The 20,404-nt window shown below is 63.9% G+C and carries 20 protein-coding genes and 1 tRNA gene; 9 read left to right on the forward strand and 12 right to left on the reverse strand.

Annotated elements, in window-relative coordinates; all coding sequences use genetic code 11:
- Nucleotides 1-31: 31 nt before the first annotated feature.
- On the forward strand, nucleotides 32-1,615 hold the full coding sequence (locus FNJ84_RS12855; RefSeq protein WP_143793549.1) for a helicase HerA-like domain-containing protein: 1,584 nt from the start codon (nucleotides 32-34) through the stop codon (nucleotides 1,613-1,615).
- Here FNJ84_RS12855 and FNJ84_RS12860 read toward each other — a convergent pair.
- Entirely contained in the window at nucleotides 1,578-2,006 is a 429-nt protein-coding gene (locus tag FNJ84_RS12860) for a DUF6477 family protein (protein WP_185968520.1), read from the reverse strand. The two genes, FNJ84_RS12855 and FNJ84_RS12860, sit on opposite strands and share 38 nt — an antisense overlap.
- A gap of 213 nt (nucleotides 2,007-2,219) precedes the next feature.
- On the opposite strand from FNJ84_RS12860, the gene FNJ84_RS12865 reads away from it, so the two are divergent.
- On the forward strand, nucleotides 2,220-3,407 hold the full coding sequence (locus FNJ84_RS12865; RefSeq protein WP_143793550.1) for a DUF6456 domain-containing protein: 1,188 nt from the start codon (nucleotides 2,220-2,222) through the stop codon (nucleotides 3,405-3,407).
- A 59-nt stretch (nucleotides 3,408-3,466) separates the two neighbouring features.
- Here FNJ84_RS12865 and FNJ84_RS12870 read toward each other — a convergent pair whose 3' ends face one another.
- The gene (locus FNJ84_RS12870) at nucleotides 3,467-3,973 is read right to left on the reverse strand and encodes a hypothetical protein (RefSeq protein WP_185968521.1); all 507 of its coding nucleotides are present in this window, start codon (nucleotides 3,971-3,973) and stop codon (nucleotides 3,467-3,469) included.
- A gap of 130 nt (nucleotides 3,974-4,103) precedes the next feature.
- Here FNJ84_RS12870 and lipA point away from each other — a divergent pair, with 130 nt between their 5' ends.
- Nucleotides 4,104-5,054: a lipoyl synthase gene (gene lipA, locus FNJ84_RS12875; protein ID WP_143793552.1), complete on the forward strand. Its 951-nt coding sequence runs from the start codon at nucleotides 4,104-4,106 to the stop codon at nucleotides 5,052-5,054.
- 20 nt (nucleotides 5,055-5,074) lie between these two features.
- Here lipA and FNJ84_RS12880 read toward each other — a convergent pair whose 3' ends face one another.
- Nucleotides 5,075-5,272, reverse strand: coding sequence for a hypothetical protein (locus tag FNJ84_RS12880; protein ID WP_143793553.1), 198 nt, complete (start codon nucleotides 5,270-5,272; stop codon nucleotides 5,075-5,077).
- An 83-nt stretch (nucleotides 5,273-5,355) separates the two neighbouring features.
- The gene (locus FNJ84_RS12885) at nucleotides 5,356-5,718 is read right to left on the reverse strand and encodes a hypothetical protein (RefSeq protein ID WP_143793554.1); all 363 of its coding nucleotides are present in this window, start codon (nucleotides 5,716-5,718) and stop codon (nucleotides 5,356-5,358) included.
- A 92-nt stretch (nucleotides 5,719-5,810) separates the two neighbouring features.
- Here FNJ84_RS12885 and FNJ84_RS12890 point away from each other — a divergent pair.
- A tRNA-Leu gene (locus tag FNJ84_RS12890) sits at nucleotides 5,811-5,894 on the forward strand.
- Between the two features lie 66 nt (nucleotides 5,895-5,960).
- Here FNJ84_RS12890 and FNJ84_RS12895 read toward each other — a convergent pair.
- From FNJ84_RS12895 to FNJ84_RS12920, 6 genes are all read right to left on the reverse strand, one after another.
- Nucleotides 5,961-7,820: an ABC transporter ATP-binding protein gene (locus FNJ84_RS12895; protein WP_143793555.1), complete on the reverse strand. Its 1,860-nt coding sequence runs from the start codon at nucleotides 7,818-7,820 to the stop codon at nucleotides 5,961-5,963.
- 1 nt (nucleotide 7,821) lies between these two features.
- Nucleotides 7,822-8,853 (reverse strand): oligopeptide/dipeptide ABC transporter ATP-binding protein, encoded by a 1,032-nt coding sequence (locus FNJ84_RS12900; RefSeq protein WP_300042397.1) that lies wholly within the window; start codon nucleotides 8,851-8,853, stop codon nucleotides 7,822-7,824.
- Nucleotides 8,854-8,855: 2 nt separating this feature from the next.
- Nucleotides 8,856-9,953, reverse strand: coding sequence for an oligopeptide/dipeptide ABC transporter ATP-binding protein (locus FNJ84_RS12905; protein ID WP_143793557.1), 1,098 nt, complete (start codon nucleotides 9,951-9,953; stop codon nucleotides 8,856-8,858).
- 1 nt (nucleotide 9,954) lies between these two features.
- Nucleotides 9,955-10,881: an ABC transporter permease subunit gene (locus FNJ84_RS12910; protein ID WP_185968522.1), complete on the reverse strand. Its 927-nt coding sequence runs from the start codon at nucleotides 10,879-10,881 to the stop codon at nucleotides 9,955-9,957.
- 3 nt (nucleotides 10,882-10,884) lie between these two features.
- Nucleotides 10,885-11,808 (reverse strand): oligopeptide ABC transporter permease OppB, encoded by a 924-nt coding sequence (oppB, locus tag FNJ84_RS12915; protein WP_143793558.1) that lies wholly within the window; start codon nucleotides 11,806-11,808, stop codon nucleotides 10,885-10,887.
- A 100-nt stretch (nucleotides 11,809-11,908) separates the two neighbouring features.
- Nucleotides 11,909-13,513 (reverse strand): peptide ABC transporter substrate-binding protein, encoded by a 1,605-nt coding sequence (locus tag FNJ84_RS12920; RefSeq protein WP_143793559.1) that lies wholly within the window; start codon nucleotides 13,511-13,513, stop codon nucleotides 11,909-11,911.
- Nucleotides 13,514-13,643: 130 nt separating this feature from the next.
- On the opposite strand from FNJ84_RS12920, the gene cobU reads away from it, so the two are divergent.
- The 5 genes from cobU to FNJ84_RS12945 all read left to right on the forward strand — a co-directional run bounded on the left by cobU (nucleotide 13,644) and on the right by FNJ84_RS12945 (nucleotide 18,601).
- Nucleotides 13,644-14,171: a bifunctional adenosylcobinamide kinase/adenosylcobinamide-phosphate guanylyltransferase gene (gene cobU, locus FNJ84_RS12925; RefSeq protein ID WP_143793560.1), complete on the forward strand. Its 528-nt coding sequence runs from the start codon at nucleotides 13,644-13,646 to the stop codon at nucleotides 14,169-14,171.
- On the forward strand, nucleotides 14,158-15,111 hold the full coding sequence (gene cobT, locus FNJ84_RS12930) for a nicotinate-nucleotide--dimethylbenzimidazole phosphoribosyltransferase (protein ID WP_143793561.1): 954 nt from the start codon (nucleotides 14,158-14,160) through the stop codon (nucleotides 15,109-15,111). The genes cobU and cobT overlap by 14 nt, the downstream gene beginning before the upstream one ends.
- A 36-nt stretch (nucleotides 15,112-15,147) precedes the next feature.
- A complete protein-coding gene (cobS, locus tag FNJ84_RS12935) occupies nucleotides 15,148-15,900 on the forward strand; it encodes an adenosylcobinamide-GDP ribazoletransferase (protein WP_143793562.1) in 753 nt (250 codons plus the stop codon).
- 110 nt (nucleotides 15,901-16,010) lie between these two features.
- Complete coding sequence (locus FNJ84_RS12940) at nucleotides 16,011-16,625, forward strand: TRAP transporter small permease subunit (RefSeq protein WP_143793563.1); 615 nt, start codon at nucleotides 16,011-16,013, stop codon at nucleotides 16,623-16,625.
- Nucleotides 16,625-18,601 carry a TRAP transporter large permease subunit gene (locus FNJ84_RS12945; protein ID WP_143793746.1) on the forward strand — a complete coding sequence of 659 codons (1,977 nt, stop codon included), beginning with the start codon at nucleotides 16,625-16,627 and terminating at the stop codon, nucleotides 18,599-18,601. Before FNJ84_RS12940 ends, FNJ84_RS12945 begins: the two co-directional genes overlap by 1 nt.
- 98 nt (nucleotides 18,602-18,699) lie before the next feature.
- On the opposite strand, the gene FNJ84_RS12950 is transcribed toward FNJ84_RS12945, so the two are convergent.
- Both FNJ84_RS12950 and FNJ84_RS12955 read right to left on the reverse strand, forming a co-directional pair.
- Nucleotides 18,700-19,359 (reverse strand): AraC family transcriptional regulator, encoded by a 660-nt coding sequence (locus FNJ84_RS12950; protein ID WP_143793564.1) that lies wholly within the window; start codon nucleotides 19,357-19,359, stop codon nucleotides 18,700-18,702.
- 20 nt (nucleotides 19,360-19,379) lie between these two features.
- Nucleotides 19,380-20,207 carry an oxidoreductase gene (locus tag FNJ84_RS12955; RefSeq protein ID WP_143793565.1) on the reverse strand — a complete coding sequence of 276 codons (828 nt, stop codon included), beginning with the start codon at nucleotides 20,205-20,207 and terminating at the stop codon, nucleotides 19,380-19,382.
- Nucleotides 20,208-20,404 lie beyond the last annotated feature (197 nt).

The following is a 20,404-nucleotide window of genomic DNA, read 5'->3' on the forward strand; positions in this document are numbered from 1 at the left end:
AGTTGACAGGGAATGAACGAAGGACGGGCAGATGGCCGAGATGCTGGATCTTGATGCAGGCACAGTTTTCGTGGGTGGCGGCGGCGCCGATTACGCGCAACCGCAGAACCTGCTGCTGAAATATGCCAACCGCCACGGGCTGATCGCCGGCGCGACCGGCACCGGCAAGACGGTGACCCTTCAGATCCTTGCCGAAAGCCTGTCCAAGGCCGGGGTCCCGGTCTTTCTGGCCGACATCAAGGGCGATCTGTCCGGTCTGGCAAAGCCCGGCAATCCGCAGGGCAAGCTGCACGAGCCGTTCCAGAAACGCGCCGATCAGATCGGCCTGACCATCGACTATCAGCAGTTTCCCGTCACCTTCTGGGACATCTGGGGCCAGCAGGGCCATCCGGTCCGCACCACCCCGGCCGAGATGGGGCCGCTGCTGCTGTCGCGCCTGCTGGGGCTGAGCGATGTGCAAGAGGGGGTGCTGAACATTGCCTTCCGTATCGCCGACGAACAGGGGCTGGCGCTGGCCGACATGAAGGACCTGCGCGCCATGCTGACCTGGCTGGGCGAGAATGCGGCCCAGGTCGCGCTGGAATATGGCAATGTCAGCTCGGCCAGCATCGGCGCGATCCAGCGGGCCCTGCTGGTTCTGGAAAACGAGGGTGGCGACAAGCTGTTTGGCGAGCCTGCGCTGGAACTGGCCGATCTGCTGCGGCAGGACGCTTCGGGCAAGGGGATGATCAATATCCTCGCCGCCGACCGGCTGATGAACGCCCCGCGGCTTTATTCCACCTTCCTTCTGTGGCTGCTGAGCGAATTGTTCGAGCAACTGCCCGAGGTGGGCGACCCCGACAAACCCAAGGCCGCCTTCTTCTTTGACGAGGCGCATCTGTTGTTCGATGACGCGCCCAAGGCCTTGACCGACAAGGTGGAACAGGTGGCGCGGCTGATCCGCTCGAAAGGGGTCAGCGTTTGGTTCATCAGCCAGAACCCCGCCGATATTCCCGAGGATATTCTGGGCCAGCTGGGCAATCGCGTGCAGCACGCCTTGCGTGCATTCACCGCCAAGGACCAGAAGGCGTTGCGCCTTGCGGCCGAGAACTATCGCCCCAACCCCGATTTCGACACCGCCGAGGCGATCATCCAGGTCGGCACGGGCGAGGCGGTGACCTCGCTGCTGGAAAACAAGGGCGTGCCGGGCATTGCGCAACGCACCCTGGTGCGCCCGCCCTTCAGCCAGCTTGGTCCGATCACGGCAGAGGAACGGCAGGCCGTGATGGCCGCCTCTGCTATGGGCCTGAAATACGACAAGGTCGTCGATCGCGAATCGGCGCAAGAGATTTTGGCAAAGCGCGCCGAAGATGCGGCGAAGGCCAGCGCCCAGGCAGGTGCCGAAGGCAATGATGCGGATCTGTGGAACATGGATCGCGATTACAAGAATGCGCGCCGCTATGATCCCGATCTGCAAATCAAGCCGGCGACCGGCACGCGCAAGGCGTCAAGCCGGTCGTCGCGTTCCGACAGCATTGCCGAGGTGTTCGGCAAAAGCCTGGCCCGCCAGCTTGGCTCGAAATCGGGTCAGGCGCTGGTCAGGGGTGTGCTGGGATCGTTGTTCCGGGGCAAGTGATCCGGGCCAGCGCGCCGGCGGCGTCGCAGGCGGCGCGGACCGCCGTGGCCGAAACCGCCCGTGCCGTCATCTCGACCGGCACGGGGGCTTCAGCCACCGCGGCGCGCATCTCGGCCAGAATGGCGATCATCAGCATGACATGGCGTTGCAGGTCGTATTCCGCAGCACCTTCCAGCCGGGCCTCGTTCATACGGGCCTCTTCTGCGCGCAGCCGCGACAGCACGGCACCGGGGCGCGGGCAACCCTCGCTGCGCAAAAGGCGGGGAAGATCACGCTCGCGGCGCCAGCCGGACTGACCGGCACGCGCAGCCCGGATCAGCAGGCGTGGGCGGCGCAGCGGCGGGTTGGCCGGCAGCGGGCGGAAGGCGATTACATTCGGCATGGCGGTCATGGCAGTCTCCTGTCGCAGGTCATGCCGTCACTCTGTTTCAACTAGCACGGGTGTTGCCAGACGGCTTAATGCAGCGCGCGCAGCAAGAAGGTTTCTTTAGGATTTGTTAGTGAATGTTGCGTCTATCTGCTGGTATCCACCTGCAATTCCGCGACCAGCATTCAACCCAGAGGTGGCCATCACCGGCCACTTCGAGGATCTAAGGGACCTGATATGACGATACTGACCGGTGACTTCGCCTTCGAAGCCCAAGTCGGAGGCCACCGTTCGCCAGAAGGGCCAGCCGCCGAGGATGGCGCTGTGGCCGCGCTGCCCGAAGAGGCCCAGCTTTACTTGCGCCATGTCGAGCAGGGAGAAACAATCCGCGCCATCGCCCGCGATCTCGGCTGCCATGCCTCGACGATTCTGCGCCGGATTCGCAAATACGAATCCCGTCGCGACGATCTGCTGGTGGATGGGGCGCTAGAGCGGGCGGGCAACGGCGCATCGCTGGACGGTCCCAAAGCCACGCAGACCTTGCGCCGCCTTGCCGAGCCGGGTGCATTGATGGCGGTGGTGCCCGGTATGGAAAAGGCGATCGTCACCCGCGACGGAATCCGCACCGCCGTGCTTGAACGCGAACTGGCCGAGGCGATGGCGCTGAATGGCTGGGTTGCTCAGGTCGGGCAGGGGCGGGTGCTCAGCTACGCCATCTCGCCAACTGGCCGCGAGGTTCTGCGCGGCAAGATGGCCCCCGGCAAGGGGCGCGGGGCAGGGGCGACGGGGTCGGGCGCAGGTCTGCCCAGACCACAAGCCTTCCGCGATGCGCGCCCGGTTCAGGCCGACACGGACATATCCCAGCTATCTGACGGCGAAACCCCTGACGCGGCGCCCGATGAAGGCCCGGAACATGCCGCCCGGCACCGGATCTGGTCGGAACGCGTGATCCGCGATCCCGACAGCGGCCAGCGCCGGCGCACCCGCGTCAATATCGCCGAAAGCCCCTTGCTGATTCTGGCGCGGCGGCGCGATGGCAATGGTCAGGCGTTTCTGTCGGCGGGCATGGTGGCAGCGGGCGAAAGGCTACGCGAGGATTTTGAACTGGCCCAGCTTGGTCCGCGCACGACGCAGAACTGGGACGGGTTCATGACCGCCGGCATTGACGTCTCGCGCGCCGATACGGGTTATCGCGGCGGGTCGGAATCGGCGCGTAATCGCGTGGCGGTCGCGCTGCGCGAACTGGGGCCTGGCATGGGCGACATCGTCCTTCGGGTCTGCTGTTTCCTGGAAGGGATCGAACTGACCGAACGCCGTCTTGGCTGGTCGGCGCGCTCGGGCAAGATCGTGCTGCGTCTGGCGCTGATGCGGCTGGAACGCCATTACGAGGAAACCTATGGCCAGGGATCACGATTGATAGGCTGATCCTTGCCGGGCAATCGCTGGCCAGCCCCCCGCCAGTTTTGTCAGCGCCGATCCTCGCATCATATCAGGCAGTCATATGACCATTGCAGCAAGGCCTGTCGCTGCCGCGGCCGGCAGAAAGGATTGCCGGGCTCGCAATTGGCGCGCACCTGCCCGGCATGGCGTGCAAAGCCACGCCAGCGCTTGATCTGCCTGTCATCAACGCCCGGCAGACGGCGACCCAGATAATAGCGACAATACCACTGGAACCAGCCACGCGGATCGGGCTGGATGATCCAGCCCTTGCGCCGCCATTCCGCCAGCGGTTGCCGGCTTTTGACCCCGAAATAGTTCAGCGCGGGATCAGCCCTCGCAGACAGCTTCGCAGACGCAAACCAGCTTTCCGGGAACTCGGCCCGGCAATCGTTCAGATACCGTCCCTCGAACACGCCCATCTGCAACATCTCTGCGGGCGAATAGAAGGGCGCGAAACCGGGATCCGTCATTGCCCCGGTTTCGGCGTCCAGGCTGTAGCCATAGCCGCTTTGCATCCGGTCCTCGACCTCGATCCAGTCGCCTCTCGCCATGCGTCCCCCGCAATCCTGCCATGCCACGGCCATAACGGTATATCCGCCTTGCGGTTCCGCGTGCCGATACCGTTGATCCCTTGCGTCAAACCGACTATTTAACCTTTGAACCACCCCGGAAAGGTGCCTCATGGCCGAGACGTCGCCCCCCCGCCTGCGCCACCCAGAAAAGGCCCATAAGGCCGATCAGGCGCAGCCGAAGAAACCGGACTGGATCCGCGTGAAGGCCCCCACATCCGAGGGCTATAAACGGACCCGCGACATCCTGCGGGAAAACCGCCTGTCGACCGTCTGCGAAGAGGCCGGCTGCCCCAATGTCGGCGAATGCTGGTCGCAGGGCCACGCCACCATGATGATCATGGGCGAGATCTGCACACGCGGCTGTTCCTTCTGCAACGTCATCACCGGCCGTCCCGATGCGCTGGACGTGTTCGAACCGGGCCGCGTCGCCCATGCTGTTGCCAAGCTGGGGCTGAAACACGTCGTCATCACCTCGGTCGACCGCGACGATCTGGACGATGGCGGGGCGGAACATTTCGCCCAGACCATCCGCGCCATCCGCCACCGCAGTCCGGGGTCCACCATCGAGGTGCTGACCCCGGATTTCCTGAAGACGAAACCCGGCGCACTGGAAACCGTCGTCGAGGCCCGGCCCGATGTCTTCAACCACAACCTTGAAACCGTTCCGGGCCTTTACCCGACCGTGCGGCCCGGTGCGCGCTATTTCCATTCGCTGCGCCTGCTGCAAAAGGTCAAGGAACTGGACCCGACCATGTTCACCAAATCGGGGATCATGGTGGGGCTGGGCGAGGACCGTCAGGGCGTCTTGCAGGTGATGGATGACATGCGCGCCGCCGATATCGACTTCATGACCATCGGCCAGTATCTGCAACCGACGCCCAAGCATCACCGCGTCGATCGCTTCGTCACGCCCGAGGAATTTGCCGGATACGAGAAATCGGCCTATGGCAAAGGCTTCCTGATGGTTTCGGCCACGCCCCTGACACGCTCGTCCTATCACGCTGGCGACGATTTCGCCCGCCTGCGCACCGCGCGGCTGGAAAAGCTCGGGCGCGCCTGACGCCCGCCCGAGCCGCTTTGTCAAAGCAAGGCGTAGATGACAGCGGCGGCCGCCACTGCCGTGCTCGCGTAAAGCCCCAGCCAGAAATTCGGCAGGTTATAGACGGGCGCCTCTTCATTGCAGGCGCCGCAACGTTTGTGACCATAGGTCATGCGATGCCCACAGGCAGGACATTGATAGCGATGCACCGCATCGGGCGTATTGGGTTTGTCGGTCATGGTTGATCCAGTCTGATCGGGCGCTGACCCATCCGGGGCCGCGCATGAAAATACCTGCCGCATCGCATGCGGCGCGGGAACGATCAGAGGGTCAGGGGCGGGGCACGGGCCTGCCAGCCCAAATGTGCCGATTGCAGCCTGGGGATCGGCGAAAGGCCGGCTTGGACCAAGCCCAGCAGGCGCTGCGGGGGCAGGGCCGGCCTGGCGCCCGAACCGATATCCGCCACGGGTGCGGGCAGGTCCCGCTCGGGTCGCGCCTGCCTGTCCTGCGGCACCTGCCGCAGATCCGAGGCGACGACCTGAATCGCCAGCCGCTCGAACAGGGGCGCGCCGCCATCGCGGCCCAACTGGCGATCAGCTGTCGTGGGAAGCGCGGCAAACAGAACCAGCAGGATGGCCAACACCCTGGCACCAATTCCCGACATGATCCGCTTGCTGGCATACATGATCAAATCCCTGCGCTCATCCCCCGCTTCTGTCCAGAGCCATTCTTCGACCCCTTGCAAATTTCCGCCCGCCGTCATAGGCGATGGCAGAGGCCCGAGTGGCGGAATGGTAGACGCAGCGGATTCAAAATCCGCCGCCGCAAGGCATGTCGGTTCGAGTCCGACCTCGGGTACCAGCCTCTTTCTTCTTCATGAAAATATTCCGGGGGGATCGCCCCTTGGCGATCGGGGGCAGCGCCCCCTCAGCGGTAGCCGGCGGCCTGCAACTCGAACAGGTCGCGATACCGCCCCGCTTGGGCCAGCAATTCCTCATGCGTGCCCGAGGCCTCGACCCGACCGCGTTCCAGAACCAGAATCCGGTCGGCCATCCGCACGCTGCTGAACCGATGCGAGATCAGCACCGATGTCTTGCCTTCGGACAGGTCCTTGAACCGCTGGAACACCTCGAACTCGGATCTCGCATCCAGCGCGGCCGTGGGTTCGTCCAGAATCAGCACCTGTGCATCGCGCATATAGGCGCGCGCAATGGCCAGCTTCTGCCATTCGCCCCCCGACAGATCGACCCCCCGCGCGAATCGCTTGCCCACCATCTGCCGATAACCCGCCGGCAGTCGCCCGATCACCTCATCGGCGCCCGATTGATGGGCGGCCGCCTCGATCCGGGGCTGGTCATCGCGGGCGCTGATCCGGCCCACCGCGATATTGTCGCCCGCACTCATCGAATAGCGGACGAAATCCTGAAAGATCACCCCCATGGCCGCGCGCAGCTGGTCCAGATCGTAATCGCGCAGGTCGCGCCCATCCAGCAGGATGCGCCCTTCGTCCGGGTCGTAAAGCCGGGCCAGCAGCTTGACCAACGTGGTCTTGCCCGCGCCGTTCTCGCCCACCAGCGCCAGCGTTTCCCCGGCATGCAGCGTGAAGGACAGGTTCCGCACCGCCCATCTTTCGGCATTGGGATAACGAAAGCCCACATCCTCAAAGATGAAACCCTGTCGGACCGGGTCGGGAACGGGCAGAGGGTTCGGGGGCGAGGCGATCTCGGGGCGTTCCTCGAAGAAGTCGAACAGATCATCCAGATACAGCGCCTGCGAGGCCATGCTGGAAAAACTGCTCAGCACCCCCTCCAGCAATCCGCGCAGGCGCAGAAAGCTGCCCGACAGGAATGTCAGATCGCCAAGCGTCAGAACGGCGGTCAGCGTCGCGCCGATGATCCACAGATAGGCGCCGTAATAGGACAGCGTGCCAAGTGCGGTCAGCACCGCCATCCACAGCAATTGTCGCCGCAGGATGCCCCGGTTCTCGTCATAGAAGCGCTGCGCCAGATCAAGATAGCGGTCGCGCAGGAACCGGTTCAGGGCAAAGATCTTGACCTCTTTCGCAGATTCCGCGCTGGCGCCGACCATGCGCAGATAGTCGCGTTCGCGCCGTTCGGCCGTGCGCCGATAGTTCATCGCATAGGTCAGCGCGTTGAAATGCGTCTCGCCCAGAAATGCCGGGATCAGCGCGATCAGCAGCAGCACCACCAGCCAAGGGTTATACAGGATCAGCCCGGCTGCAAAGCTGGCCACGGTGACCAGATCCTGCAACAGCCCCATCACCTGATTCAGCAGCGGAATATTCCCCACGGTCTGCCGCCGCGCCCGGTCCAGCTTGTCCTGGAAGGTCGCGTCCTCGAAATCCTCAAGGTCCAGTTCGGCGGCATGGTCCATCACCCGGATCGACAGTGAAATGACCAGCCGCTCCTGCAACAGCGAATTGGTATAGCTTACCCCGCGCCCCAGCAGGTCACTGATCAGCGCAAGGCCCAGCTCGACCGCAACCAGCCCGGCAAGCGGGCCGGCCAGCCCCGTCTGCCACCAGTCGGCCAGCGCCTCGGGCCGGCCCTCCAGCGCGATCAGGCGGACGACCTCGTCGATGATCAGCTTGCCGATCCACAGCATCGAGATCGGCATCACCGCGCGGACCAGCCGCAGCGCCATCATCACCAGCATCAGCCCCGGACTGGCGCGCCAGACCATCCGCAGAAAGGCCGGTATGTTCTTCAGCGCCGCCCAACGCGCGCCATAGCTGGCAGGCTGGTTCGGGGTGACGCCGGGCGGCATGTCAGGCCGGAACCGTCTGCGCGCGAGCGCGGGCGCCGGCAATCTCGGCCTCGGTCAGGGGGCCGGGAAAATGGCAGGCCACCTGATGATCGCCCCCCATCAGTGCGGGCACCTGTTCGGCGCAGGCGGGTTGGGCGCGCGGGCAGCGGGTGCGGAACACGCAGCCCGAGGGCGGGTTCATCGGCGAGGGCAGGTCACCCGTCAGCGGCACCACCGATTTTGCCGCATCCACCGTCGGGTCGGGGATCGGCACCGCCGACATCAGGGCCTGTGTATAGGGGTGCTGGGGGGCGGAATACAGATCCGCCGCGGATGCGATTTCCATCACCTTGCCCAGATACAGCACCAGCACCCGGTCGCTGATATGTTTCACCACCGACAGGTCATGGGCGATAAAGATCAGCGCCAGCCCCAGATCACGTTGCAGCCGGATCAGCAAGTTGATGACCTGTGCCTGAATCGAGACATCCAGCGCCGAGACCGGTTCATCGCAGATGATCAGCCGGGGCTCGACGATCAGGGCGCGTGCGATGCCGATGCGTTGGGCCTGCCCGCCGCTGAACTCGTGCGGATAGCGGTTGATCTGGTTGGGCAGCAGCCCGACCTTGTCCATCATCGACTTGACCCGCGCCTTCACCTCGGCCCGGCCAAGATCGGGGTGATGCGTTGTCAGAGGCTCTGCGATGATCTGGCCCACGGTCATGCGCGGGTTCAGGCTGGCGACCGGGTCCTGAAAGATCATCTGGATGTCACTGCGATATTTCAGCATCTGGCGCGGGGTCATGCCGATCAGATCGGCGCCATCAACCCATTCAGCCCGACCTTGGGCCTGAACCAGCCCGATCAGCGCCCGCGCCAGCGTCGATTTCCCGGACCCGGATTCGCCCACGATGCCAAGCGTCTCGCCAGGGTTCAAAGTGAAATCCACGCCGCCTACTGCATGCAGTTGCCGCGCCGGCGTCCAGGGCATGTCGCCATCGCGGCGCACGGCAAAGGTGACGCGCAGGTCAGTCACGTCGAGAAGCGGCCTGATCGTCATTGCTTCACCTCGTTCTCGGCAGCAGCCTTCGTCAAATCGCCTGCCGTGGCCGTGCCGGCCTCGGCAAGGTCGATCCGGCCTGCCGCCTCGGGCAGAACCTCGGACAGGATCACGGTTTCGCGCCGCGCGCGCACATCCTCGATCCCGGCGAAACAGGCCCGCGCCCGACCGGTGGCGAAATCATCCAGCGGCGGATCCTGATCCAGACAGCGCGCCAGACGATAGGGGCAACGCGGCTCATACGCGCAACCGGCGGGCGGGTTGTTCATATTGGGCGGCGATCCGGGGATGGCCGACAATTCGTCGCTGTCATGGTCGATGCGCGGGATCGCATCCAGCAGACCCTGGGTATAGGGATGGCTGGGATCGGCAAAGATCGGACCCACCGGCGCCAGCTCGCGAATGCGCCCGCCATACATCACCGCCACCCGTTCGCAGGACCCGGCGACGACGCCAAGATCATGGGTGATCAGGATCATCGCCATGTTCAACTCGCTTTGCAATTCGTCCAGCAATTGCATGATCTGCGCCTGAACGGTCACATCCAGCGCGGTCGTCGGCTCGTCCGCGATCAGCAGTTGCGGGCGGCACAGCAGCGCCATGGCGATCATCACCCGCTGCCGCATCCCGCCCGAAAACTCGTGCGGATACAGTCGGACCCGGCCCTTTGCATCGGGGATTTTCACCGCATCCAGCATGCGCACGGATTCGGCGACGGCCTCGCGTTTGGACATGCCCTTGTGCAGGGTCAGCACCTCGGCCATCTGATCGGCCACCCGCATATAGGGGTTCAGGCTGGTCATCGGATCCTGAAAGATCATCGCGATCTTCTCGGCCCGAATCTTGTTCAGCACCTTTGGCGGGGCATTCAGAATTTCCTGCCCGTCAAAGCGGACACTGCCCGAGGCCCGCCCGTTGCGCGCCAGCAGCCCCATCACCGCGAATGACAGCTGCGACTTGCCGCTGCCCGATTCACCCACGATCCCCAATGTCTCGCCCGGCGCGACGGTCAGGTTGACGCCGTTCACGGCCCTGACCTCGCCATCATTGGTCTGAAAGCGCACGCTGAGGTCATTCAGTTCCAGCAAGCCCATGTCAGCGGTCCTTCGGGTCAAGGGCGTCGCGCAGGCCATCGCCCACGAAGAAGAAGCCGAACAGCGTGATGCAGAAGAAGAACAGCGGGAAAGCCAGCTGCCACAAGGTGCCGTAATTCATCGTCGATGCGCCCTCGGAAATCAGCGCGCCCCAGCTGGTCAGCGGTTCCTGCACGCCAAGGCCGAGAAAGCTGATGAAGCTTTCGGTCAGGATCATCAGCGGCACCAGCAGCGTGGCATAGACCGCCACCACACCCAGCAGGTTCGGCACGATATGGCGCAGCACGATGCGCCATCCGGGCACGCCGGTGGCGCGGGCGGCCTCGATGAATTCGCGGTTCTTCAGGGTCAGGGTCTGGCCGCGGACGATGCGGCTCATATCCAGCCAGGAAATCAGCCCGATGCCCAGAAACAGCATGCCGATGCTGCGCCCGAAGATCACCAGCAGCAGGATCAGCACGAACATATAGGGGATCGACATCAGGATATCGACGCTGCGCATCATGATCTGGTCGCAGCGCCCGCCGACATAGCCGGCCGTGGCGCCGTAAAGCGTGCCCACGATCACCGCGATGGCGGCGCCCACGATACCGACCATCAGGCTGATCCGCGTGCCCTGAACGGTGCGCGCATACAGGTCGCGGCCCAGGTCGTCGGTGCCGAAATAATGCCCCGAGGCGATGGATGGCGCACCCAGTTCGCGGACCTGGCCCATGACGTTATAGTCCAGTTCCTCGTTCGACCAGGCGGCCAGATAATCGCCAAACAGCGCGAAAAGCCCCACCAGAATCAGGATGATCAGCCCCGCCATCGCGGCCTTGTTGCGCACGAACCGCTTGCGGGCATCGGCCCAGGGGCTGCGGCCCTTGACCTCGTGTTCGGCCATGCGATTGGCCAGCGAGGTCATCTTGTCTTGCTCGATCACCATGGCTCAATACCGGATCTTGGGGTCGATCCAGGCATAGAGGATATCGACCACGAGGTTGAAAAGAATGGTCAGCGCGCCGATCAGGATGGTGACGCCCATCATCACCGCATAGTCACGGTTCAGCGCGCTGTCGACAAAGGCACGCCCGATGCCGCCGGTCGAGAAATAGATGTCGATCACCACCGATCCGGTGATCATCGACACGAAAACCGGCCCCAGATAGCTGATGACGGGCAGCAGCGCGGGTTTCAGCGCGTGGCGGATGATGACCCGGCTTTCCGGCATGCCCTTGGCGCGGGCGGTGCGGATATGGTTGCTGCCCAGCACCTCCAGCATCGAGGACCGGGTGATCCGCGCGACCGAGGCCATATAGCTGGTGCCAAGCGCGATCACGGGCATGACCCAGTAACTCGGGTCGGTGAAACTCCAACCGCCGCCGGGCAGCCAGCCCATCCACAGGGTCAGGACCAGCACCAGGATCGGGGCCATGACGAAATTCGGCAGGACCTGCGCGCCGATGGAAATACCCACGGCCAGATAGTCCAGCCAGCTGTTCTGCCGGATCGCGGCAACCGATCCCAGGGCGATGCCGACGAGGGCAGCCAGCACGAAGGACAGCAGCCCATAGGTCAGCGTCACGGGAAAGCCATCGGCGATCAACTGGTTCACACTGCGGTCGGGATAGACGAAGCTGGGGCCGAAATCGAAATGCAGCACCACGTCCTTCAGATAGTTCCACAGCTGCACCAGCAGCGGATCATCCAGCCCGTATTTGGCCTCTAGATTGGCCAGAACCTGCGGCGGCAGGGCGCGCTCGCCCGTAAAGGGACCGCCAGGTGCGGCATGCATCAGCAGAAACGAGAAAATGATCAACAACAGCAGTGTCGGAATCGCCACCGCAAGACGTCGCAGGATGTATCCGAACATCTGGCTGCGCCTCCCTATCTGATTTAGGTCAGGGCTTATGACCGGATAGCGGCGGCGGGTCAAACCGCTTCCGCTATCCGGTGTTGTTCAGGACCGGTCGTTATTCGGCGACGCGATACATGTCCTTGGCATACCAGTTTTCCATCACGTTCTCATAGGGAACGCCGCGCAGGTCGGCATTGACGATCTGGGCATTGGCATAGTGATAGACCGGCACGAAGGGCACCTCGTCCGCCAGGATCTGTTCGGCCTGCTTATACAGATCAGCCGCATTGTCCGAGGTCTTGGAATCGGCCAGCAGCTTGTCAAATTCGGCATTCGACCACTTGCCGCTGTTATATCCATCGGTGCGGAACCAGTCGAGGAAGGTCGAGGCCTCGTTATAGTCGCCGCACCAGGCATAGCGGGCGACCTCGAAATCCTGGTTTTGCAGCCGGTCGGTATGGACCTTCCATTCGACATTGTTCAGCGTGGCATTCACACCGATCCCGCGCCAGAACTGCTGGGCGGCCACGGCGATCTTCTTGTGATCCTCGCTGGTGTTGTATTGCACGGTGATGGCCAACGGATTGTCGGGGCCATAGCCGGCCTCGGCCAGCAGCGCCTTGGCCTGCTCGATCCGTTCAGGCTGGGTCATGCTGGCCATGGCGATCTCGGGGGCCTCGAAGCCTTCGATGGCCCAATGGGTCCAGTAATAGGCCGGCTTCTGCCCGCCTTGCAGGATGCGGTCGACAACCACGTCGCGATCCATGGCCAGCGACAGCGCCTGCCGCACGCGCAGATCCTTCAGCGCCTCGGGCCCTTTGTCCGACAGGTTGAAGATATAGGCATAGGAACAGGCCTGGGGCGAGGTGCTGGCCTGATCGGGATATTGCTCGGCAAGGCGCGGATACTGGCCGGCCGGCAGGCGGTTGAACCAGTCCAACTCGCCCGCCTCGTATCGCGTCAGGGCGACGTTCTGGTCGTTGACGGTGATGAAATCGACCTGGGTGATGATGGTATTGGCGGCGTCCCAGTAATTGTCGTTCTTTGCGACGACCGCGTTTACGCCAAGGTTGTGGCTTTGCAGCGTATAGGCGCCATTGCCAACCAGATTGCCGGGCTGGGTCCAGTTGTCGCCCAACTCCTCGATCACCTTCTGGTTCACCGGGAAGGTGGTGGTATGGCTGAGCGTCTTGATGAAATAGGGGGTGGGCGTGGACAGCGTGACCTGGAACGTCTTGTCGTCGACAGCTTTGACACCCAGCTGGTCGGGCGTCATCTCGCCCTTCACCACGGCGGTGGCGTTGACGATGTTCATCAGTTCCATGAACCAGGCATATTCCGATGCGGTCTCGGGATTCACTGCGCGTTGCCAGCTATAGACGAAATCACCCGCCGTCACCGGATCGCCATTCGACCATTTGGCGTCGCGCAGCTTGAACGTATAGGTCAGCCCGTCCTCGCTGACCTCATAGCTTTCGGCGGCACCGGGCACCATCGCGCCCTTGGCATCCTCGTTCATCAGCCCTTCGAACAGCTGTGCCAGAACGTAAGAGCCGGTCTTGTCGGTATTCTTTTGCGGATCCAGCGACTTGATCGCATCGAGAATCCAGAAGCTCAGCTCTTGGTTGTCGGCCAGCGTGTCGCCCACGGCGACTTGTGCAGCATTTGCTGGCAAAGCCAGAGCCAGCGCTAGCGCAGTGGTTGCAAAGAATTTCGTCATGTGACGGTCCTCCATGTTGGAATGCGGCGCGGGTAGCGCCGGAATGCATGAAAAACTAGACGAAACGACGGTGGCGTAAAGCGGATTTACGGCTTTTCATCGCGCAGGGGTTGTGAAACAGAATGCCGCCATGACAACGCCCCCGCGCATCACCCTGGTCACCGGAGCCGCCCGTTCGGGCAAATCGGCACTGGCCGAGCGGTTGCTGCTGCGCCATGGCCGGCCAGCGATCTATATCGCCACGGCCGAGGCGCGCGATGGCGAAATGTCGGGCCGAATCGCGCTGCATCAGGCCCGTCGGGGGAATGGCTGGCTGACCGTCGAAGCGCCGCGCGACCTGGCTGGCGCATTGACGGCGACCGACGGGCAGGGGGCGCGGCTGGTCGATTGCCTGACGCTGTGGCTGGCCAATTGCGACGGTAAGGCCGATGTCGACGGGCTGGTTCTGACGCTGCGTCAGCAGCGCGATCCGGTTGTGCTGGTCACCAATGAACTGGGCGCGGGAATCGTGCCCGCCAATGCCTTGGCGCGCGCCTTTCGCGATGATCACGGCTGGATGAATCAGGCCGTGGCCGAGGCTGCCGATCAGGTCTGGATGGCCGTCTGCGGCCAGCCTTTCCGCCTGAAACCGGGACGGGACGCAGATGAAATCCTTTGACGAAACGGCGGCACAGGCCGCCCGCGCAAGGCAAGACAGCCTGACCAAGCCGCCCGGATCGCTTGGGCGGCTGGAACAGCTGGCCGTGTTCATGGCGGGATGGCAGGGGCGCGAAAAGCCGCAGTTGGACCAGGTGCAGGCGGTGGTCTTTGCCGGAAATCACGGCATCGTCGCGCAAGGGGTGAACCCGTTTCCGCCCGAGGTGACCGCGCTGATGGTCCAGAATTTCCGCAATGGCGGGGCGGCGATCAACCAGCTTTGCGCCGTGGCCGGGGCCCGGCTGTCGGTGGTGCCGCTGCATCTGGACCGCCCGACCGCCGATTTCACCGCCGGCCCCGCGATGACGCAGACCGAGCTGACCGAGGCGTTGCAGGCCGGGGCGGATGCCGTCGATCCACTGGCCGACCTGCTTCTGCTGGGCGAAATGGGGATCGGCAATTCGACCGTTGCCGCCGCTCTGGCCGCCGCCACCTTTGGCGGCAGCGCCGAGGATTGGGTCGGTCCCGGCACCGGGGCCGAGGGCGATGTGTTGTCGCGCAAGATCCGCGCGGTCTCGGACGGGCTGGCCCGGCATATGACCCGCGATACCGCCGGCACGCTGGCGGCCTTTGGTGGGCGCGAGCAGGCGGCGATCTGCGGCGCGGTCCGGCGGGCCCGCGAATTGGGGATCCCGGTCATTCTGGACGGCTTCATCTGCACCGCCGCTGCCGCCGTGCTGACGCGCGATGATCCCGATGCGCTGGCCCACTGCCTGATCGGCCATGAAAGCGCCGAACCGGGCCACCGCCGGCTGGTTGCTGCGCTTGGGATGCGGCCGGTCCTGTCTCTGGACATGCGCCTTGGCGAGGGTTCTGGCGCGGCTGTCGCGCTGATGGTGCTGCGCGGGGCGATTGCTTGCCATAACGGCATGGCCACCTTTGCCGAGGCCGGCATCGGCTGAGACCGGGGCAGGGGGAGCGACGTGGGAGAAACCGGAATGCGGCCAGCCGATCTCTGGAACCAGCTGGTGCTTGCGTTGGTCTTTTTGACGCGCCTGCCGCTTGGATTCGCGCTGCCGGATCGTGAGGTGCCGCTGATGCGGTCGCTTTGGGCCTTTCCGCTGGCCGGGGTGGTGGTGGGGCTGATCGCCGGCCTGCCACTGTGGTTTTCCGGGCCCTCGCTGCTAATGGCCGCGCTGTCCGTGGTGCTGGCGATCTGGTTGACCGGCGGCCTGCACGAGGACGGTCTGGCCGATTTCACCGACGGGATGGGGGGGCAGACGCGGCAGGAACGCTTGCGGATCATGCGCGACCCGGCCATTGGCAGCTATGGCACGCTGGCACTGCTTGGTTGCCTGATCCTGCGGGTGGTCGCCATTGCCGGGCTGGGGCCGATGGGGCCGATGGCCCTGGTGGCGGCGGCGGCGCTTGGGCGGGCCTTGATGGTGCTGACCCTGGCCGTTCTGCCGGCGGCACGTCAGGACGGTCTGGGTCGTGCTGCCGGGCAAGCCGGGCGTGGGCAACTGCTTGCGGCGGGTGCGATCGCGCTGATCGTGCTGGCACCGATGGGGCAGGCGGGGCTGGCCGGGCTGATCGCGGCGCTGGTCATGGCCGGGCTGGCGATCCGGCTGGCGCGGCAACGGCTTGGCGGACAGACGGGCGATGTTCTGGGAACCGTTGCGATTCTGGCTGAAACAGCGGCGTTGTCGGCCATGGCGATTGCGCTGTATCCTGCAACCAATAGCAGTTGACCGGATAACAGCCATCGCGCATATCCATCAGTCAAGAAGGCGGCCGGACCAACTGGCCAGCAGAGGCGCCGAGGCGGATACCGCCCGGCATATCAGGGGGAGAATCCGATATGGGCGGCCTTTTGGCCCTGTCACGCGGCATTGACCGCATGAATACGCTGATCGGCCGGAGCGTTTCCTGGCTGATCCTGGTGGCTGTGTTTGTCAGCGCCGTGAACGCGGTGATCCGCAAGGTGTTCAGCATCTCGTCCAACGCCTGGCTGGAATTGCAATGGTATCTGTATGGCGCTGCGTTCCTGCTGGCGGCGGCTTATACTCTGCTGGAAAATGAACATATCCGCATCGACATTCTTTATGGTTACTGGAAACGGCGCACGCAGCATTGGATCGACCTGATCGGGCATGTGTTCTTCCTGATGCCCTTCTGTCTGGTCTCGATCTGGCTGATCTGGCCCTGGCTGATGCGGTCCTATCGTGGCGGCGAGATGTCGATGAACGCCGGCGGCCTGATCCTGTGGCCGGCCAAGGCATTGCTGCTTGCGGGCTTCGTGCTGCTGTTCATTCAAGGCATATCCGAGATCATCAAGAAGATCGCCGTCATGCGCGGTATCATCCCTGATCCCCATCCCGATACCGGCCATCACGTGCCGCCCGCGATCGACGAGGAAATGCGGCTGGCCACCGGCTTTGCCGAAGATGATGCCCGTGGGGAGACGCGCAAATGATCATGGAACTTATCGCGCAGAACATGGCGCCGATCATGTTCGTGTCGCTGATCATCTTTCTGCTGTTCGGCTATCCCGTTGCCTTTGCCCTGGCCGCGAACGGCCTTCTGTTCTTTGTCATCGGCGTCGAGCTGGCGCCCCTCTCGGACGAGATCAACCTCAGCTGGCCCCTGCTGCGCGCCTTGCCCGAACGCTTTTTCGGAGGCGTGGTCGCGAATGAGACCTTACTTGCGGTCCCGTTCTTCACCTTCATGGGCATCGTGCTGGAAAAATCCGGCATGGCCGAGGACCTTCTGGACACGATCGGCCAACTGTTCGGCCCGATCCGGGGCGGCCTGGCCTATGCGGTGATCATTGTGGGCGCGCTGCTGGCGGCCACCACGGGCGTCGTTGCCGCCTCGGTTATTGCCATGGGTCTGATCTCGCTGCCGATCATGCTGCGTTACGGCTATGACAGGCGCATCGCATCCGGCGTGATCGCGGCATCAGGGACGCTGGCGCAGATCATCCCGCCCAGCCTCGTGCTGATCGTTCTGGCCGACCAGCTGGGCCGGTCCGTGGGCGATATGTACAAGGGCGCGCTGATCCCCGGCCTGGTGCTGACCGGCATCTATATGGGCTATATCTTCGTGATGTCCTTCATCCGCCCGCAGGCGCTGCCTGCGCTGCCGCCCGAGGCACGCACGCTTGGCTCGGGCGTCACCTCGCTGCTGATCGCCCTGGCGGCTGCCTGTGGCATCGGCTATCTGTCCTGGATGTGGCTGCACCCGACCCAAGGGTCCAATGCCGATATTCTTGCCGGGGCTATCGCGGTCATCGCGATCTATCTGGTCGCGGTGCTGGACAAGGGGCTGAAGCTGGGGCTGATGTCGCGTCTGGCGCAGCAGGTCATCATCGTTCTGATCCCGCCGCTGGCACTGATCTTCCTGGTGCTGGGCACGATCTTCCTGGGCATTGCCACCCCGACCGAAGGCGGTGCAATGGGCGCTGTCGGCGCATTGATCCTGGCTGCGGCCAAGCGGCGGCTGACCTTCGACGTGGTCAATCAGGCGCTTGCCGCGACGACCCGCCTGTCGGCTTTCGTGATGTTCATCCTGATCGGTGCGCGGGTGTTCTCGCTGACCTTCTATGGCGTCAACGGCCACCTGTGGGTCGAGCATCTGCTGACCTCGCTGCCTGGCGGAGAGCTGGGCTTCCTGATCGCGGTCTCGGTGCTGGTTTTTGTGCTGGCCTTCTTCCTCGATTTCTTCGAACTGGCCTTCATCATCGTGCCACTGCTGGCGCCGGCGGCGGAAAGCCTGGGCATCGACCTGATCTGGTTTGGCGTCATCCTTGGGGTGAACATGCAGACCAGCTTCATGCATCCGCCCTTTGGCTTTGCGCTGTTCTATCTGCGATCGGTCGCGCCCAAGCATGAATATGTCGACCGCCTGACAGGCAAGAAAATGGCGCCGGTCAAGACCAGCCAGATCTATTGGGGTGCGGTGCCCTTCGTGTTCATCCAGATCGTGATGATCGCGGTCGTGATCGCCTTCCCGCAGATGGTCATGCACTATAAGGGGCCGCCAATCGACACCACCAATACCCGGATCGAGATCCCCAACGGCTTTGGCAATCAGGGCGGTTCGGGTGGCGGCTTGGGCGGGGGCCTGGGTGGCCTTGGCGGTTCGCCTTTCGGGGCGCCGGCGGGCGGCGGCGATGCCGCGGCACCCGGCGGACTGGGCGGCGGCCTTGGTGGCGGTCTGGGGGGCACGCCGAATTTCGGTGGCGCGCCCGCAAACCAGCCTCCGGCGACCGAGGCCCCTGCGCCTGATGCACCCGCAACTGACGCACCTGCAACTGATGCACCGCCGGCCGGGGATGTTACCCCTGCGGCGGACCCCGTCGACCAGGATGGCGCACAGGCCGCGCCATCTTCTGGCGGGGGGCTTGGTGGGGCCCTGGGCGGCCCGCCGCCGGGCCTGGGTGGAAACTGATCTGTTGACGAAGGGCCGGAATTTCTGACGCATTCCGGCATTTGGGACACGGAAAAGCTTCGACGATTTTTCATCGGGGGCTCCCAGTCGGGGGCCCCTCAGTTCATCCTCCGCCAGGCCGCAGGCGTGACGCCTTCCCAGCCACGAAACGCGCGGTAGAACGAGCCCTTGTCCTGAAATCCCAGCAGGAAGGCGATTTCGTCGATGTGATTGCGTTCGTCCGCAAGCAGATGTCTCCCCAGTTCCCGCCGTGCTTCATCCACCAGACCGCGATAGCTGGCGCCATGCTCGGCGAGCCGGCGTTGCAGCGAGCGGTCGCTCATCCCAAGCTCGCGCGCCACCTCCCCGATCTCCGGCTTGCCGCTGGCGATGCGGCGCTTGATCAGGATCTTGACCTGTTCGGGAAGCGAGGATTGCGCCTCGATTTCGCCAGGCGAGGCCGTCAGCGATGGGTCCAGAATGGCCAGCAGGTCGGGATTATGTCCCGCAAAGGGCAAGTCAAGATCAACGGCCCGCAGCACCAGTGCATTCTGGGCCGAGCCCGTGCGGATCGGGCCATCGAAATAGCTGGAATGCGCCTTGGATACCGGGCCGGGGCGCGTCATCTCGACCCGCAAGGGCTTGATATGCCGACCGGTGCCGCGCCGACCCAGTTCAAGAAGTGCTGCGAAGGTGACATCGGCGGCGGCATCCGGTTCTGCTTCGGTGGTAAAAAGCCAGCGCAGCTCGATGCGGCAATGGGCGTCGGTCGCTGGTATCTCGGCTCATGGCGGCTTCCTTACACCTGGCTCTTTATCAGCCGGTCAAAGACGCGATCGCCCAGCCATTTACGCACCCAGATCATCGGCTTGGCATATTTCCCCGCGACATAGCGGGTTTTCGGCCGGGCTGATTTCACCGCATCACCCACCAGATCGGCAATCACCTGCGGATCGGTGCCCTTGCCGTGGCCATAGCTGCGATCCATCGAACCGGCCACGCTTTCCACCATCTTTGCATAGGCGCACTTGGCCGAACGCTTCCGCAGCCCATGCGAAGCCGCCGCGCCGAATCCGGTCTCGATCATCCCCGGCTCGATCACCACCACGCGGATGCCGAAGGGTTCCAGCTCAAGCCGCAGGCTGTCTGACCAGCCCTCCAGCGCATGTTTGGTGGCATGATACCAAGCGCCCAGCACTGTATAGACCTTGCCACCCATCGAGGTGATGTTGATGGTCGTGCCCTTGCCCTTCGCGCGCATGGCCGGCAGCAGAATCTGGGTCAGGCGGGCGGCGCAAAATACATTGACCTCGAACTGATAGCGGGCCTCGTCCAGCGCAATCTCCTCGACCGGACCGTAAAGCCCGTATCCGGCATTGTTCACCAGCACATCGACACCGCCGGACCGTTCGGTGATGGTAGCTACCGCCGCCACGATATCGGCATCCTTCGAGATGTCCATGGCCAGCGGGGCTGCGCCCAATTGCGCCAGATCGGTCATCTTGTCGAGGCCGCGCGCCTCCACATAGGCCTGATAGCCGTAGGAAATCAGCCGTTTGGCGATGCTTTTGCCCATGCCGGACGAGGCTCCGGTCACAAGGGCGGTCGGTCGGATCTTGCTGTTCATGTCGCACCTTCGCATTTGCAATGGTGACCAATTAGTTCCTGTCTGCTGCCAGATCATTGGCGGGTTGCGCCAACCGGGTGGGGAAATACGCCAAAGCATGAAGGGCAGATTTGGGCTTTCGCGCCGCTAACGAAAGCTCGGTTGGGCCGGAAATCTTGCCGAAAGCCAAATCCCTCTGACTCGCCTGTACACGGTGT

The organism is Paracoccus sp. M683 (genome assembly GCF_007096355.1).
In the GTDB taxonomy this organism is placed as follows: domain Bacteria; phylum Pseudomonadota; class Alphaproteobacteria; order Rhodobacterales; family Rhodobacteraceae; genus Paracoccus.